Below are 15,008 nucleotides of genomic sequence, written 5' to 3' on the forward strand. Positions count from 1 at the left end.
AACGAATGCCTGGTCCCTTAAGTCTAAAAGATTTGTAAAAATTAAGAACATCCCGCTTCATTCAAAGCATCACTCAAACGAGCAAACTCTTCAATACTCAGGGTTTCAGCCCGGCGCTTGGGATCAATTTCGGCCTGGGCCAAGGCCTCCTCTACCCGCTCCAAGACTTGGGGGTCCTTGCCAAAGAATTGGCGGAGATTATTCCACAAGGTCTTGCGCCGCTGCTTGAAGCTGGCCCGCACCAAGCGGAAGAAGAAGTCTTCATCTTGGACAGAGACCTTGGCTTGGGGGCGGCGTTTCAAGTAGAGAATAGCCGAGTCAACATTCGGACGCGGTTTAAAGACTGTGCGCGGCACCGTGAAGGCAATCTCAGCCTCACAATAATAATCGATCGCAATCGTTAAGGACCCGTAAGCCTTGGAATGCGTAGCTGCGGTCAATCGCTCCGCCACTTCTTTTTGCATCATAAGCACAAAGCCGTCAAAACGCAGGCCGGATTCTAAGAGTTTAAAGATAATTGGCGTCGTGATGTAGTAAGGCAGGTTGGCCACTACTAGCAAGCGGTCATCTGCTGAGAAGTAGTGACTGACCGTCTCTGCAATATCCACTTCCAAGATATCAGCATGAAGGACATGGATATTGTCATAGTCGCTCAGCTCATTGGCCAAAACCGGCAGCAAGCGTTGGTCCAATTCGAAGGCTAGAACTTCTTTGCCTTCCTGGGCCAGAACCTCTGTCAAAGCCCCGATACCGGGACCGATCTCGATCACATTCGTTGCTTTGTCAATCTCTCCTGTGGCTACCATATCTGCTAAGACCTGGGGCTCCATCAGAAAGTTTTGCCCCAGGCTCTTCTTGGCTTCCAAGTGGTAGCCTTTGAGTATTTCATTTGTACGCGAAGGCGTTGCGATTAATTTCTTTTTCATAGGTCCTCCTCAGCCTGGTCCGCTTCATAGTCGGCCATGACTTCTTTGACACGTTCAATAGGAATCTGGAACATCTGCAAGCGTTTGGCTAATTGTTTGCCATTGCTGTGGCCGATATAGAGTTGTTCGGCCAGATAGTCCCGGCGCTGTTGGGCATCCTTCCCTCCTAACAGACCCAGGTCAAGGAGGGCTGAGCGGTCAATCGCCTGGACGCCTGCGTCTTGGTCCACCACCGTATAAACCCGGTCTAGGGCCTGGCGGATAGCCGCTTCGGAAGCATGCTCAACCCCCAGGCTGGCCCGAAGCGACGACGCGCGAGCATCTTCTCTTGAAATAAAAGCATGTTGGACGCCTGGCACAGCCGTCTGAATGGCCTGGCGGATTTTCGTTCCCGAGATATCAGGGTCTGTAAAGACAATAACCCCCTTGACCGCTTGGGCCTGACGGATTTGGTCGAGGATGTTTTCATTTAAGGCCGAGCCTCCAGTCTCAATCGTATAGACGTCAAAAATTTCTTGGAGCCGCCGCGTATCGTCGCGGCCCTCGACCACGATCACTTCTTTTATCTTGTCCTTAGCCATCTGCTTGCCCTTTCTTCTGGAAAGTTTGGCCGTCATAAGTCAGATTAAAGAAGCGGCAAGCATTGTCAAAGGTCAACTGAGCAAAGTCTTCATAGGACATGTCTAATTCATCAGCGAGCCGGTTGCAAACATAGCGCACCAAGTGACTGCCATTCTTTTGTCCGCGCTTAGGTTCAGGCGTTAGATAGGGCGAATCCGTTTCAATTAAGATGCGGTCTTTAGGGCATAGGCGCACCGCTTCTCGCACTTCTTTTGACTTCTTGAAGGTCGAGACGCCACTGAAGGAAAGATACATGCCTAGGTCCAGGTAAGCCTGAGCCAGATCTGGGCCATCTCCAAAGTTATGGATGACCCCACCAATTTCACCGATCTTTTCTTCTTTAAGAATTTGGTAAGTGGCTTCCTGGGCATCACGCGAATGGATAACTACTGGCAGTTCATATTCACGGGCTATGGCTAATTGCTGGCGGAGGACACGCTCTTGGACCTCCCGAGGGCTCTTATCCCAGTGAAAGTCCAAGCCAATTTCGCCCACACCGACTGCCTTAGGATGAGTCAGCTGTTGGCGCAAGAGGTCTTCCTCCTCTGAGCCAAAGTCAATTGCATCCACAGGGTGCCAGCCAAAGACTGCCAATAAGTCATCGTTTTGGGCCAGCATCTTATTCGCCCGGTCAATACTTTCCCGGTCCGAGCCAATCAGGGTCATGCCCTTGACACCTGCCGCTCTCGCCTTAGCCAAGGCCTGGTCGCGGTCCTCATCAAATTCACTCGCATTCAAATGGGTGTGCGAATCAAATAGCATCTCTTTTCCTTCTTTCTCTCAAGCTTACAAAAATACACCTTTCCCGTCCAAGTAATAAATAAAGGTTGGAGACCAAAGCCCAACCTTTATTTTTTCTCAATCACTACTCAGTCTGGAAACTAGCCAATTAAACTGCCATTTGGGATATGATCAGGCACAAAAACAAGGGACAAGTCGCCATCATGTTCGGCCGAAAGAATCATACCTTGCGAAATCTCACCGCGCATCTTACGGGCCTTCAAGTTAGCCACAATGATGACTTTTTTACCGACTAAGGCTTGGGGATCAGGATAGAATTCCCGGATACCCGATAGGATTTGCCGGTGGCCTTCATCGCCAGCGTCCAGACGGAACTTGAGCAACTTATCGGCCCCTTCAACAAAGTCGCAGGCAATGACTTCAGCTACCTTTAATTCCACCCGGTCAAACTGGTCAAATTTAATGGCCTTATCCTTGGCTGACGTCAAGGTCACTTCTTCAGGATCCCAATTCTCTTCTTCATCGCTAGTTGCCGTTGACATTTGGGACTGGATATAAGCCACTTCTTCATCTTTATCCAAGCGTGGGAAGATAGGTTCACCCTTAGACACGACGCGGGCGGTTTCAGGGTAAGATCCAATTTCTAGAGCATCATATTGGTGGTTCTCATCGGAAATACCTAACTGGTCAAAGATCTTAGCAGGCGTCCGGGTCATCACTGGTTGGATAAGAATGGCGATCATCCGCAGGGTATCCACCAAGTGGTACATCACCGATTGGAGTTCATCCGCCTTACTATCATCTTTAGCTAGGAGCCATGGCATAGTTTCATCAATATATTTGTTGGTCCGGGAAATAATTTCCCAGACATTATCCAAGGCCACGCTAAATTTCAGATGGTCCATATTATCATGGTAGCTAGCGATCCCTTTTTCGATAGTCTCCTCAAGGGCCGCATCATAAGCTGTCACATGGCCAGGATAGGCTCCTACTTGGCCGTTGAGGTACTTATTCACCATGGAAATAGTCCGATTTAAGAGGTTCCCCAAGTCATTGGCTAAATCATAGTTAATCCGATTAACAAAATTAGCTGGTGTAAAGACCCCATCTGAGCCAAAGTGAACTTCGCGCATAAGATAATAACGCAGGGCATCTAACCCATAGCGGTCAACGAGCATATCTGGGTAAACAACATTCCCCTTGGATTTAGACATCTTCCCATCTTGCATGAGTAACCAACCGTGGCCAAATACTTTCTTAGGTAAAGGCAAGTCCAGAGCCATCAGCATAATTGGCCAATAAATCGTGTGGAAGCGAACAATTTCCTTACCTACAATATGGATATCAGCTGGCCAGTATTTTTGGAAGTTGCTGTCATCATCACTGCCGTAACCCAGAGCCGTAATATAGTTAGCCAAAGCATCGATCCAAACATAAACCACGTGTTTAGGATTTGAAGGCACTTCGATCCCCCAATCAAAGGAGGTCCGTGTCACCGCCAAGTCTTCCAAACCTGGCTTGATGAAGTTATTAATCATTTCATTCTTCCGTGACTCCGGTTGGATAAAGTCTGGGTGGTCTTCATAGTATTGGAGTAGACGGTCTGCATACTTACTCATCTTGAAGAAGTAAGATTCTTCCTTAACCAATTCCACTTCATGGCCTGAAGGAGCCTTACCGCCGATTACCTTGCCTTCATCATCGCGGTAAACTTCAGCCAATTGGGTTTCGGTAAAGTACTCTTCGTCAGAAACCGAATACCAACCTTCATATTCACCTAGGTAGATATCGCCTTGTTCAAGTAAGCGCTCGAAGATTTTTTGGATGGCTTTTTCATGGTAGTCATCAGTTGTACGAATAAACTTATCATTAGAAATATCCAGACGCTTCCATAAATCTTGCATACCTTGAGCCATCCGGTCCACATAGGCTTGGGGACTAATCCCTTCTTCTTCCGCCTTTTGTTGGATCTTTAAACCGTGTTCGTCAGACCCTGTCAGGAAGAAGACGTCAAAGCCCATCAAACGCTTATAACGGGCCAGTGTATCCGCCACGATGGTTGAATAGGAATTGCCGATATGTAATTTCCCACTTGGATAGTAGATGGGAGTTGTTAAATAAAATGTTTTCTTTTCTTCAGCCACGAATGAGTGCCTCCTAATTTAATTGATTTTCCTTAATAGTATAGCATAGATAAGCCCTGACTTTAAAGTAAGTGACTGGATAAATGATCGCTCCTGTTCGACCTGGGCAAACACAAAAGAAACATAAAAACCGGGGCTGAGTGAACCCGGATTCAAAGTAAACAATGATTTCAAAAGAAAAGGCAGAAAAAGGCTAGGGAAAATCCCTAACCTCTAAACCAGGCAAGCCACTATAGGTTGATCACAAAGGAGGGACGGAAGTGGTCCACATGGCCGTAAGTCACCGTCTGACCAGGCTGAGGGGCATGGATATAAGCCCCATCCCCCAAAGCAATCGCTACATGGTAAGCCCCACCGGCTCCCTCCCAAAAATAAAGGCCTCCAGGTCTCGCCGCTTCAACTGCTTCGTGCGGGCCAATTAATTCCTGGGCATAAGTCGCCCGGCCAATCTGGAGACCGTTCTCCAAGTAAACCTGGTGGACCAAGCCAGAACAATCAAAGCCTGCCGGTGTCGCCCCACCCCAAACATAGGGGACGCCTAAATAGGCCTCAGCTGAAGCAATAATTTCCGCTCCGAGCTCGGAAGCCGGTAAATCTCGGCTCAGATCATTCTCCAAATTGATCGGATCCGCTAGCTGACAACAAGACCGAGGACAGAGTTCAAGGTCCTGGCCCACCGCCTTTGCCGGAAGCTGTCCCGCATGAACAGTCTGGCCTTGGCAGAAAAAGATAATCAACGCAACAAAAACAACACTAATTATTTTCTTCATGGATGAAATCCTCAATTCTTAAGTATTCCACCCTGAACCATATTCAGTTTAACACAAGCATATTAAATTCCTGTAAAAGTCTTGTAAAGAATACTTTGCCTATAATAAAAGTTCCCAGTCATAAGCATGGTGGCATAACTGGAAACTTTTCTCTTAGATATTTGAATGACTAGTCGGCCAATGTAATCAAGAAATATTTCTTCTTGCCCCGGCGCACGACAATATAGCGACCTTCAATGGCATCGGCTTCAGAAATTTCATAATCCAAATCTTGAACCCGTTCACCGTTAATATAAATCGCACCGTTTTGAATATCTTCACGGGATTGGCGGCGAGATTTCTCAACTTCCGCATCCACCAACCAAACGGCTAGGTTAGCAGTTTCCTTAGGCATGGTTTTACCTGGCATCTTGCCAAAGCCTTGCTCGATTTGTTGGGCAGTCAGCTGTTTGATATCGCCTTTGAATAAGGCGTCAGTAATGGCTAAGGCATCTTGTAAGCCTTCTTCGCCGTGGACGAAGCGGGTCATTTCCTCTGCTAAGGCCTTCTGAGCTTCACGTTTTTCAGGTTCATTCGCAACTTTTTCTGCATAGTCAGCGATCTCTTCTTGAGACAAGAAAGTGAAGTATTTGAGGTATTTAATGACGTCGGCATCTTGTTGGTTGACCCAGAATTGGTAGAATTCATATGGCGAAGTTTTCTCAGGATCTAACCAAACAGCCCCACCAGCAGTCTTGCCGAATTTGGTACCATCAGCTTTCAGCATTAAAGGAATGGTTAATCCAAAAGCTTGGGCTTCCGGTCCTTCCACCTTGCGGATGTAGTCCAAGCCTGAGGTAATATTCCCCCATTGGTCGGCCCCACCAATTTGCAGGCGAACGTCCTCTTCTTGGTAGAGATGGAGGAAGTCCATAGATTGGAGGATTTGGTAGGCAAACTCAGTAAAGGAAATCCCTACTTCTAGGCGGGAAGCAACGATATCCTTAGCCAACATGGTATTGACATTGAAGCGCTTGCCGGCCGTCCGCAAGAAGTCAAGCAAGCTAATGTCCTTGGTCCAATCATAGTTATTGACCATGCGGAAATCAGCATCTGGATCCTTGAGGAAGAGCTTCTTCATCTGTTCGCTCAACTTACGCGCATTTTCATTTACTTTGTCAAGAGATTGGAGCTGACGTTCTTCAGACTTACCTGATGGATCCCCGATTGTCCCGGTCGCCCCACCGATCAAAATCACTGGCCGGTGCCCAGCAAGTTGGAAACGTTTCAGCATAATAAAAGGAATTAAGTGGCCAATATGCAAAGAGTCCCCCGTTGGATCGACCCCACAATAGAGACTGATCTTATGGTTTTCAACATAATCTTTCAAGCCCTCTTCATCCGTCTGCTGGTTAATGGCTCCCCGCCATTCCAATTCATCAATAATATTCATGATAAACCTCCTTAAATTAATTCATATGCAGGCAATATTCATCGATTAGCCCCGTCTAAGATCCCAGACTAATAAAAAAGTCCCTAAGCCTCACTCCTTGTGAAGCCTAGGGACGACCTTACCGTGTTACCACCCAGTTTGCTAGAACACTAGCCACTCGACATGCGTTAAAGGACATGACCCTAATATCTTAGACCGAGGAACCGTAATTCACACTTGACGACGGGCTAATTTTCACCAACCACTAGCTCTCTACTATCGCGTCTGCCAAGGCTACTGCAATTCGATATTTTATCTATGTGGGCCTAGTATAAGCGACCCAGTCAGAAAAGTCAAACCAAATAAAAATATTTTACCTCCTGCTTTAAAAGCCTTTGTCAAAAGCCGGACCCTGTAGTAAGCTTGAAGAAAAAGGAGGATTCCATGGACCTATCATATCTTGCACAAAATTACCCCGCATCAACGATTCGGAAGCTGGCTCGCTATGCTCAACAATTCCCAGATGTTGACTATTTCACCATGGGCGAGCCAGATTTTCCTTCCCCCCACTTGGTTAAAGAAACTGCTAAGGAACAAATTGACGCCAACCGTACCTACTATGGCCCCAATATCGGCGAGCCCGGCCTCCAGGAAGCTATCGCCAATTACTATAACCACCACTACCACAGCCACTACCAGGCCGAGCAAGTTGTGGTCTCCTTTGGTGCAACAGAGGCCTGCCTACTGACCATCATGGCGACTCTCAATCCTGGAGATGAAGTTATTATCTTCACTCCCCACTATCCCAATTACCTGGGCCAAGTGGAAGCCATGCGGGCTAAGGCGGTCCTCGTCCCCTTAGAAGCCCGCTATCACTTCCAGCCTCAAATCGAAGCTTTGGAAGCGGCGATCACCGAGCGGACGAAACTTATTATTGTAAACACCCCGAATAATCCCTTGGGCACAGTCATCGATGCAGACAAGGTTCAAGCCATCAGTCAAGTCGCCCTCGACCACGATCTTTTCATCCTAGCCGATGAAGTTTACCACACCCTTACCTATCCTCAAGCCGCCCATAGCAGTTTCGCCAATCCTGACTTGCCCAACGCAGACCAAACCATCGTCGTTGATAGTTTCTCCAAGTCTTTCTCCATGACAGGCTACCGCTGCGGTTTTGCCCTCTGCCCCGATCCCGCCATGGCCCAGGTGATGGCTGAATTCAAGGAAGGCATCGGCTTTGCGGTTCCTCAATTTATCCAAGATGCTTGTCAGGTCGCCCTCGAGGAAGGCCAAGCTGCCACTGAAGACATGCGCCAAGCCTATGATCAGAGACGGCAGTATTTGATCCCCCAACTCAACCAAATCAAGGGCATCCATTGCGCCGACACCCAGGGCGCCTTCTATGCTTTTGCTGATGTCTCTGAATTTCCTTTCACATCCTGGGAATTCGTCACCCAGCTCATTGCTGAAGAGGGCTTGGCCGTCATTCCTGGTTCCAGTTTCGGATCAGCCGGGGAGGGTTTTATCCGCATCTCCTTCGCTGCCAGCCAGACTAAATTAGAAAAACTTCTGGTCGGCCTTCGATCCTTTTCCAAACGGCACATGAGTTAGATTTATTGACATAGGTTTTAGGTATTATCGTCATTTTGGATTAAAATGACGATTTTCCTTTACATATTTTTGCTCTTTTTGAATGAAAGCTTAATTAAAAAGCGATGTAAGCGCTATTATATAAGTTATATAACATAACATCTTGCGTGAAGATTTTTTTGTTTTTATCTTTGCCTTAAGTCATAATAAAAACATCAAATGACTCGGAATTAGAAAGAGGAACCACATATGGCTAATCAAATAACCGCTAAATTCATTCGCCAAGAGGTTGTCGATAAAGATGTCCACTTCTTACGCCTAGCCTTCTCTGATGTCAACGGCATCCTAAAAAACGTTGAAGTCCCAATCAGTCAGCTCGATAAGGTGCTCGACAATAAAATGATGTTCGATGGCTCTTCTATTGAAGGTTTTGTCCGCATTGAAGAATCCGATATGTACCTAGTCCCTGATCTCGATACCTGGATGATTTTCCCTTGGACTGCAGACGAAGGCAAGCGCATCGCCATCTTGATTTGTGATATTTTCTTACCTAATGGCGACCCCTTCCCTGGAGACCCCCGCGGTAACTTGAAGCGCATGGTAGCCAAGATGAATGCTAAAGGCTTTACCGCCTTCAACCTTGGCCCCGAAGCGGAATTCTTCCTTTTCAAGCGCGACGAGAACGGCCAACCAACAACTCAAGTTAACGACCACGCTGGCTACTTCGACTTAGCCCCCGTCGACCTGGGAGAAAACTGCCGGCGCGACATCGTCTTAACCCTTGAAAAGTTAGGCTTTGAAGTGGAAGCCTCCCACCATGAATGTGCGATCGGCCAACATGAGATCGACTTCAAATACGATGACGTGGTGACGGCCTGTGACCGCATCCAAATGTTCAAGCTGATCGTTAAGAGTATCGCCCGCAAACACAATCTCCATGCCACCTTCATGCCTAAACCCGTTGCCAATATCGCAGGCTCTGGCATGCACTGCAACATGTCCCTCTTCACCGCAGAAGGCAATGCCTTCTATGAAGCCGACAGCGCGACTGGTCTTTCAACGACTGCCTACCAATTCATGGCCGGCATTCTCAAGCATGCCAAGGCTCTAACCGCTATCGGTAATCCCCTGGTTAACTCTTACAAGCGTCTCGTGCCCGGCTATGAAGCGCCTGTCTATATCGCTTGGTCAGCCCAAAACCGCTCACCCCTCATTCGGATTCCCTCTGCCCGTGGGAACTCGACCCGGATTGAGCTGCGGTCAGTAGACCCCTCTGCTAATCCTTATCTTATTATGGCGGCCTTGATTGGCGCTGGCCTGGAAGGCATTGAAAAAGAACTCCAACCAGCTAAGGCGACTGACCGCAACATCTACAGCATGACAGAAAATGAACTGCGCCAAGCGGGCATTGAACAATTACCAAATTCGCTCGACCATGCCCTGGATGAGTTCGAACAGGATAGTAAAATCCAAGAAGCGCTTGGTCAGCATATTACGGAAAACTTCATCTCTAGCAAGCGTTTGGAATGCAATGAGTATGCCTTACAGATCTCCCAGTGGGAGCTCGACCATTATTTTAGAAGCTATTAACAAGTAGCATTAAGAGGCTGGGACAAAAGTTCCAGCCTCTTTTTAAATAGCGAACACTTTTTCAAAAAACTGCTCCAAAAGTCAGGCCTGACATCCACTTCACGAACTATGAGAAATCGTTAGTAAACGTTTTCTCATAGTTCGCTCCAGTGGTTCAGGCCTGATCGACTTTTGTCACACTCTCTTTATGGCTAGCCTGGTCAGCAGGTCATCGCAGGATTACTTGCGACGATCATCGACAGCAGCTAGAACAGCGGCTTTAACTTCTTCTGACCCCTGGAGAGCCTGGTCTGCCCGGTCTTGGTAGGCCTGGGCTTTTTCTTCATCCTTAATCAAGTTGACATTCTCAAGGACATTGTATTTGGCACACTGCAAGGCTGTATAGAGGTGCTGAACTCCAACTTCGACGTCAGCTAGGACTGATTTCCGACCGATTTCCGCAATTTCCTCAAGCAAGCGCATGGCTTTGAGGCTAGTTTCCATCACTTGCAAGGGAACTTCAGTTGCTCCCAGCAGCGCTTCTTGGATGGCAGCTGTCCGCCTTGCTTTCTCCTCTTCTGTCTCCCGGGGCAAGGCATATTGGGCAAACATTTTACCAGAAACTTCAGCATCTTTTTGGCTCAAGTCCTTCAACTGGTCAATGTAGGCATGACCTTGACTCAAAATATGATCTATCCGGTCAAGATCCGCATCTTTTACCTTTTCTTTTGTAATTTCGAGGACCATACATCCCAAAGCTGTTCCTAAAGCCCCCGTCAAGGGAATGACAGAGCCACCTCCAGGCGCAGACTTAGATGAAGCCACATCAGCAATATAAGTATTTAAATCCATAAAAACGAACCCCTTTCTTATAATCAACTTACACACATTTTACCATAAAAGCGCTTTCTTACAACTCAAAAGATCTGTAAGCTTATATCACGCTAAAGCCCTTTATAACTTCATCCAGCGTCTCAATCAAAGAAATTTGGCACTCATAGCTTTTATGATGTTACATTTTATGACAAAATATGTGAATTATTTATTGCATTCTTTTGTCTTATGTTTCATAATGAATTCATTGTTAGTGGTAAAAAGGAACAAACAAGAGATAGGAGTATTTTTATGGCAAAGATTACAGCTGATCAAATCCGTGAAGAAGCCGAAGCAAAAGATGTACACTTCCTCCGCCTCGCCTTCTCCGATGTCAACGGCGTCTTAAAAAACGTTGAAGTCCCAATCAGCCAGTTAGAGAAGGTCTTGAGTAACAAGATGATGTTCGATGGGTCTTCCATTGAGGGGTTTGTCCGTATCGAGGAGTCCGACATGTATCTGATTCCTGACCTAGATACCTGGATGATCTTTCCTTGGACCACCGAATCGGGCAAGCACATCGGCATCTTAATCTGTGACATCTTCCTCCCCGATGGCAGCCCCTTCCCCGGTGATCCACGTGGCAACTTAAAACGCATGGTAGCTAAGATGAATACTAAGGGCTTTACCGACTTCAACCTGGGCCCAGAAGCCGAGTTTTTCCTCTTTAAGCGTGATGAAAACGGCCTACCGATTACCCAGGTCAACGACCACGGTGGCTACTTCGACCTAGCTCCCGTCGATCTTGGCGAGAATTGCCGGCGCGATATTGTTCTAACCCTTGAAGAAATGGGCTTTGAAGTAGAAGCCTCCCACCATGAAGGAGCGATTGGTCAACATGAAATAGACTTCATGTACGACAGCGTGGTAACAGCCTGTGACCGGATCCAAATGTTTAAGCTAATCGTTAAGAGTATCGCTCGCAAACACAATATGCACGCTACTTTTATGCCTAAACCTGTTGCTAACATCGCGGGGTCAGGTATGCACTGCAACATGTCTCTTTTCAACGACCAGGGCAATGCCTTCTATGATGCTAACAATGAGCTCGGTCTTTCAGAGACGGCTTACCAATTCATGGCCGGTATCCTCGACCATGCCAAAGCCATTACGGCGGTAGGCAACCCTATCGTTAACTCCTATAAACGCTTGGTTCCTGGCTATGAAGCGCCTGTCTACATTGCTTGGTCCCAACAGAATCGCTCACCCCTAGTCCGCATCCCATCTGCTCGCGGAAATTCTACCCGGATTGAATTACGGTCAGTTGACCCCTCAGCCAACCCTTACTTAATCATGGCCAGCTTAATTGGTGCAGGCCTGGATGGAATTGACCGCGAACTCCAACCTGACGCTCCAACCGACCGTAACATCTACAGCATGACCGAGAGCGAACTAGCTGAAGCAGGTATCGAGCAACTACCGATGACCCTCGACTATGCCCTTGACGAACTGGAAATCGATGACGTGGTTAAGGCTTCACTTGGCCAGCACATTACCGAGAACTTTATTTCTAGCAAACGCTTGGAATGTAACGAATATGCCATGCAAGTTTCGCAGTGGGAATTAGACCACTACTTCCAAGCCTATTAGAGCTCAGAAATTTTAAAACTAATAAAAAGCCATCAACAAAAGGGACTGTTCCCCAGTGTTGATGGCTTTTCATTGTACTCTTTTAGTTTTTAAAAATCGTCCCAGTCCTCTTCGTGCACCTTGTTAGCTCTTGATCGAAAGCTAGGACCTGAATCTGGATCAGCCGCCTTAGCAAATTGCGCACGATCTGCTTGCCCGGTCCGTCCCTTAGCTTCAACTAAAGTCAAATAGAATTGGCTCTGTGCCAAGCTACGATAAGGCAGCACATAAACCGTCAGCAAACCCGCACAGAGAAGATTAGCCACATCCCAGCCTAAAAAGCGCAAATTCAGGCATAGATAGGCCCACTTATGCCCTTGCATCAGCCGCTCACTCTCCCGAATCGCATCATTATAAGCGAGATCATCCTGGTCCGTCAGAACAAAGGTCACCATACTATAAGAGAGGGCCTTGTAAATTCCAGGCAAGACCAGTAAGCAAGACCAGAAAAAGATATACATATACTGTAAGATCTTGGTCATCCCGTACCGCCAAAAATTCTGAATCAAGGGATTCAATAGGGTCTGCCCTAGCTTAATCTCCTCATTTCGCCAATCATTTAAAAAAATCTGCCGGTAGACGACGGAAGATGCTTGAACCAGCAAGTATAAGAAAAATGAAAAAATTAAACCAAAGGGCCAAAAAATAGCAGGGGCTGAACTTAAAAAAGTTGTCAAGAGCATATAGGCGATGGTAATCATGACATAACGCGGCCAGTCCGCCTGCATGATCGCTTTAGCCTGGTCTTTAATATCAGCTGTTTCCACTCTAGAACCTCCTTTTTAACTTACTATAGCAAATTCACCCCCTGATGGCTTCCGTCTTAAGGCTTATTTCTAAGAGTAAACATACCTAATTGTCGCGGTTGCCTCCAAATAAGAGAACCACCCGTAAGAGGGAGAGGGCACTGGCCAGGGTCGCAGCCACATAGGTATAAGCTGCGGCACGAAGGGTCTTCTTCACATAAGGTAACTCAGCTGACGACAGAATCTGTCCCTCCTCTAAGATAGTCAAGGCCCGGTTAGAGGCATTGAACTCAACGGGTAGGGTCACCAGGTGGAAGACCAGGGTCAAAGCAAAGAGCGCTATCCCTAATTTAATCAAAAAGCCATTCATCCCAAATAGGACACCTAACATCAGGATGGGAAAGGAAGCGCTCGAACCAAAATTAACCACTGGGACTAAGCGCTCCCTAAAACGCATGAAGCCATAATCCTTGGCGTCCTGGACAGCATGGCCGCATTCATGGGCGGCAACCCCGATAGCCGTCACCGAGCTTTGGTTATAGACCGGTTCTGACAGGCGAAGCACCTTGCCTCTCGGATCATAGTGGTCCGTCAGCTCTCCAGCCACCCCTTCGACTTGGACATCCTGGATCCCTGACTCTTGGAGAATATACTCAGCAACTTCACGTCCTGTAAAGCCCCGTTCATTCTGATACTTACTGTACTTACGAAAAGTTCGATTCACATTAGCGCTGGCTAAAGCAGCAATCCCCATCCCAATCAGGACAAGAATAATCGTTCGGTCAAAAAATGGAAAAATCATCCGCAATCACTCCTTCATCAATCTCTCTACTAGTATAACGAATTTTGAGCCATATAACGACTCTTACAAACTCTCTTCTAGCAATTCCATGACTTCCTCCTGTTCAGGCATGGGATAAAGATAGAAATCGGCCGCCATCAAGTCAAAACGGTAGAACTGACTTGGCACAGCTTTAGCCCGTAAACGCTGGTAGGTCTTCAGACTGCTAGCTTGCTCACTATCCGCTGTGCCGACAATAAAACGCGTTGGCGCGACTTGGCTGAAATCGGTCTGGTCAAGGAGACGACTCGCTGCTTGTGTATCGAAGAGGGACTTGATTGCCTGGTCCTCTAGACTTTCTTCTGGGCTCTCACTGGGGGCCGCTAGCCAAGGCGATAAGAGAACCTGGCGCTCCAATGGCTCTTTAAAGCGTGGAACCAGAGCTAGCGCGAAAAGGGCTCCTGAATCGCTGGCAAGAAAGTTGAAAGAGGGCAAGTCTTCGCTCACTAAGATGTCCTGGACGAGAGCCGTCAAGCGGTCTACCTCTTCGTTTAAATGGCTTAGAGCTAGGGGCTGGATGATCGGAATATAGCAGGGCACCTGCAAGCGATCAACCAGCTGCTTTAAGAAATACCACTCCCGATCAGAAACAGCCTGGACCCGCTTTCCACCGTGCCAATAGATAAGGGCAGGGCCCTTTTGCCTAGCTGGACTAATCATTTCATAATAAGCCCCAGCCGAAGTCTGCTTCAGATCCATATTATAACGCGCCGCTTGATCTGAACTTAGCAGGCCATCCCCTAAGTCCTTAGCCTCTCGGATGAGCTCTTCTTTAATTAGGTCGCCATCCTGCCAATAATCTTTAAACTGGGCAAGCTTATGGCCATCATGCAGCATTTTACTACGTACACTCCGCCCTTGACTCAGGGCATGGTAGGCATAACCGAGGCCCGCCAAAGCTGCCGCATAGGCCAAACGCCACAAACGTTTTTGATTGGCTGACTGTTTTCCCATAATTTTAACTCCTTTGCATATTTTGACTCAATTATAAGGATCTTTTCTAGCCGCTTCTACCGTCCTAAGACGGATTTTTGACTATCGGACAGGAGAAAGCTAGCAGAATACACTTTTCACTTTTAAATGACTGGAATTTCTTATATACTTAATAACTGATATGCATTTTTATAAAATTTTAATGAGGTGAAGA

13 protein-coding genes are annotated in these 15,008 nt (G+C 47.2%); 3 read left to right on the plus strand and 10 right to left on the minus strand.

Translation table 11 applies throughout. The features are described from left to right. Positions 1–41 precede the first annotated feature (41 nt). From rsmA to tyrS, 6 genes are all read right to left on the minus strand, one after another. On the minus strand, positions 42–926 hold the full coding sequence (rsmA, locus tag QP860_RS02940; RefSeq protein ID WP_284912152.1) for a 16S rRNA (adenine(1518)-N(6)/adenine(1519)-N(6))-dimethyltransferase RsmA: 885 nt from the start codon (positions 924–926) through the stop codon (positions 42–44). Then, positions 923–1,507 carry a ribonuclease M5 gene (gene rnmV, locus QP860_RS02945; RefSeq protein WP_284912153.1) on the minus strand — a complete coding sequence of 195 codons (585 nt, stop codon included), beginning with the start codon at positions 1,505–1,507 and terminating at the stop codon, positions 923–925. The genes rsmA and rnmV overlap by 4 nt, the downstream gene beginning before the upstream one ends. Then, the gene (locus tag QP860_RS02950; protein WP_284912154.1) at positions 1,500–2,309 is read right to left on the minus strand and encodes a TatD family hydrolase; all 810 of its coding nucleotides are present in this window, start codon (positions 2,307–2,309) and stop codon (positions 1,500–1,502) included. The genes rnmV and QP860_RS02950 overlap by 8 nt, the downstream gene beginning before the upstream one ends. 119 nt (positions 2,310–2,428) lie before the next feature. Continuing rightward, complete coding sequence (gene metG, locus QP860_RS02955) at positions 2,429–4,432, minus strand: methionine--tRNA ligase (RefSeq protein ID WP_284912155.1); 2,004 nt, start codon at positions 4,430–4,432, stop codon at positions 2,429–2,431. A gap of 230 nt (positions 4,433–4,662) precedes the next feature. Then, positions 4,663–5,202 carry a C40 family peptidase gene (locus QP860_RS02960; protein ID WP_284912156.1) on the minus strand — a complete coding sequence of 180 codons (540 nt, stop codon included), beginning with the start codon at positions 5,200–5,202 and terminating at the stop codon, positions 4,663–4,665. Positions 5,203–5,371: 169 nt separating this feature from the next. Then, complete coding sequence (gene tyrS / locus QP860_RS02965) at positions 5,372–6,634, minus strand: tyrosine--tRNA ligase (protein WP_284912157.1); 1,263 nt, start codon at positions 6,632–6,634, stop codon at positions 5,372–5,374. Between the two features lie 423 nt (positions 6,635–7,057). On the opposite strand from tyrS, the gene QP860_RS02970 reads away from it, so the two are divergent. Together QP860_RS02970 and glnA (QP860_RS02975) are read left to right on the plus strand one after the other, a co-directional pair. Further along, positions 7,058–8,224 (plus strand): pyridoxal phosphate-dependent aminotransferase, encoded by a 1,167-nt coding sequence (locus tag QP860_RS02970; RefSeq protein WP_284912158.1) that lies wholly within the window; start codon positions 7,058–7,060, stop codon positions 8,222–8,224. A gap of 228 nt (positions 8,225–8,452) precedes the next feature. Next, entirely contained in the window at positions 8,453–9,793 is a 1,341-nt protein-coding gene (glnA, locus tag QP860_RS02975) for a type I glutamate--ammonia ligase (RefSeq protein ID WP_070817344.1), read from the plus strand. Positions 9,794–10,012: 219 nt separating this feature from the next. Here the strand turns inward: glnA (QP860_RS02975) and QP860_RS02980 are convergent, their stop codons facing one another. Next, positions 10,013–10,624, minus strand: a complete 612-nt coding sequence (locus tag QP860_RS02980) for a cyclodeaminase/cyclohydrolase family protein (protein ID WP_070618655.1) — start codon at positions 10,622–10,624, stop codon at positions 10,013–10,015. A gap of 267 nt (positions 10,625–10,891) precedes the next feature. Here QP860_RS02980 and glnA (QP860_RS02985) point away from each other — a divergent pair, with 267 nt between their 5' ends. Further along, positions 10,892–12,235, plus strand: coding sequence for a type I glutamate--ammonia ligase (gene glnA / locus QP860_RS02985; protein ID WP_210382799.1), 1,344 nt, complete (start codon positions 10,892–10,894; stop codon positions 12,233–12,235). 89 nt (positions 12,236–12,324) lie between these two features. On the opposite strand, the gene QP860_RS02990 is transcribed toward glnA (QP860_RS02985), so the two are convergent. The 3 genes from QP860_RS02990 to QP860_RS03000 form a co-directional block, all read right to left on the minus strand. Beyond that, positions 12,325–13,041 carry a DUF975 family protein gene (locus tag QP860_RS02990; RefSeq protein WP_070618662.1) on the minus strand — a complete coding sequence of 239 codons (717 nt, stop codon included), beginning with the start codon at positions 13,039–13,041 and terminating at the stop codon, positions 12,325–12,327. Positions 13,042–13,126: 85 nt separating this feature from the next. Continuing rightward, positions 13,127–13,822, minus strand: coding sequence for a zinc metallopeptidase (locus QP860_RS02995; RefSeq protein ID WP_070618665.1), 696 nt, complete (start codon positions 13,820–13,822; stop codon positions 13,127–13,129). 63 nt (positions 13,823–13,885) lie between these two features. Further along, a complete protein-coding gene (locus QP860_RS03000; protein ID WP_070618668.1) occupies positions 13,886–14,815 on the minus strand; it encodes an alpha/beta hydrolase family protein in 930 nt (309 codons plus the stop codon). Positions 14,816–15,008: the final 193 nt, after the last annotated feature.

The sequence above is a fragment of the Aerococcus sp. UMB1112A genome (assembly GCF_030230715.1).
Taxonomy (GTDB): Bacteria; Bacillota; Bacilli; order Lactobacillales; family Aerococcaceae; genus Aerococcus.

Coding starts and splice junctions, on each gene's coding strand:
- rsmA (WP_284912152.1), bottom strand. CDS start 926: ATGAAAAAGAAATTAATCGCAACGCCTTCGCGTACAAATGAAATACTC.
- rnmV (WP_284912153.1), bottom strand. CDS start 1,507: ATGGCTAAGGACAAGATAAAAGAAGTGATCGTGGTCGAGGGCCGCGAC.
- QP860_RS02950 (WP_284912154.1), bottom strand. CDS start 2,309: ATGCTATTTGATTCGCACACCCATTTGAATGCGAGTGAATTTGATGAG.
- QP860_RS02960 (WP_284912156.1), bottom strand. CDS start 5,202: ATGAAGAAAATAATTAGTGTTGTTTTTGTTGCGTTGATTATCTTTTTC.
- tyrS (WP_284912157.1), bottom strand. CDS start 6,634: ATGAATATTATTGATGAATTGGAATGGCGGGGAGCCATTAACCAGCAG.
- QP860_RS02970 (WP_284912158.1), top strand. CDS start 7,058: ATGGACCTATCATATCTTGCACAAAATTACCCCGCATCAACGATTCGG.
- glnA (WP_070817344.1), top strand. CDS start 8,453: ATGGCTAATCAAATAACCGCTAAATTCATTCGCCAAGAGGTTGTCGAT.
- QP860_RS02980 (WP_070618655.1), bottom strand. CDS start 10,624: ATGGATTTAAATACTTATATTGCTGATGTGGCTTCATCTAAGTCTGCG.
- QP860_RS02995 (WP_070618665.1), bottom strand. CDS start 13,822: ATGATTTTTCCATTTTTTGACCGAACGATTATTCTTGTCCTGATTGGG.
- QP860_RS03000 (WP_070618668.1), bottom strand. CDS start 14,815: ATGGGAAAACAGTCAGCCAATCAAAAACGTTTGTGGCGTTTGGCCTAT.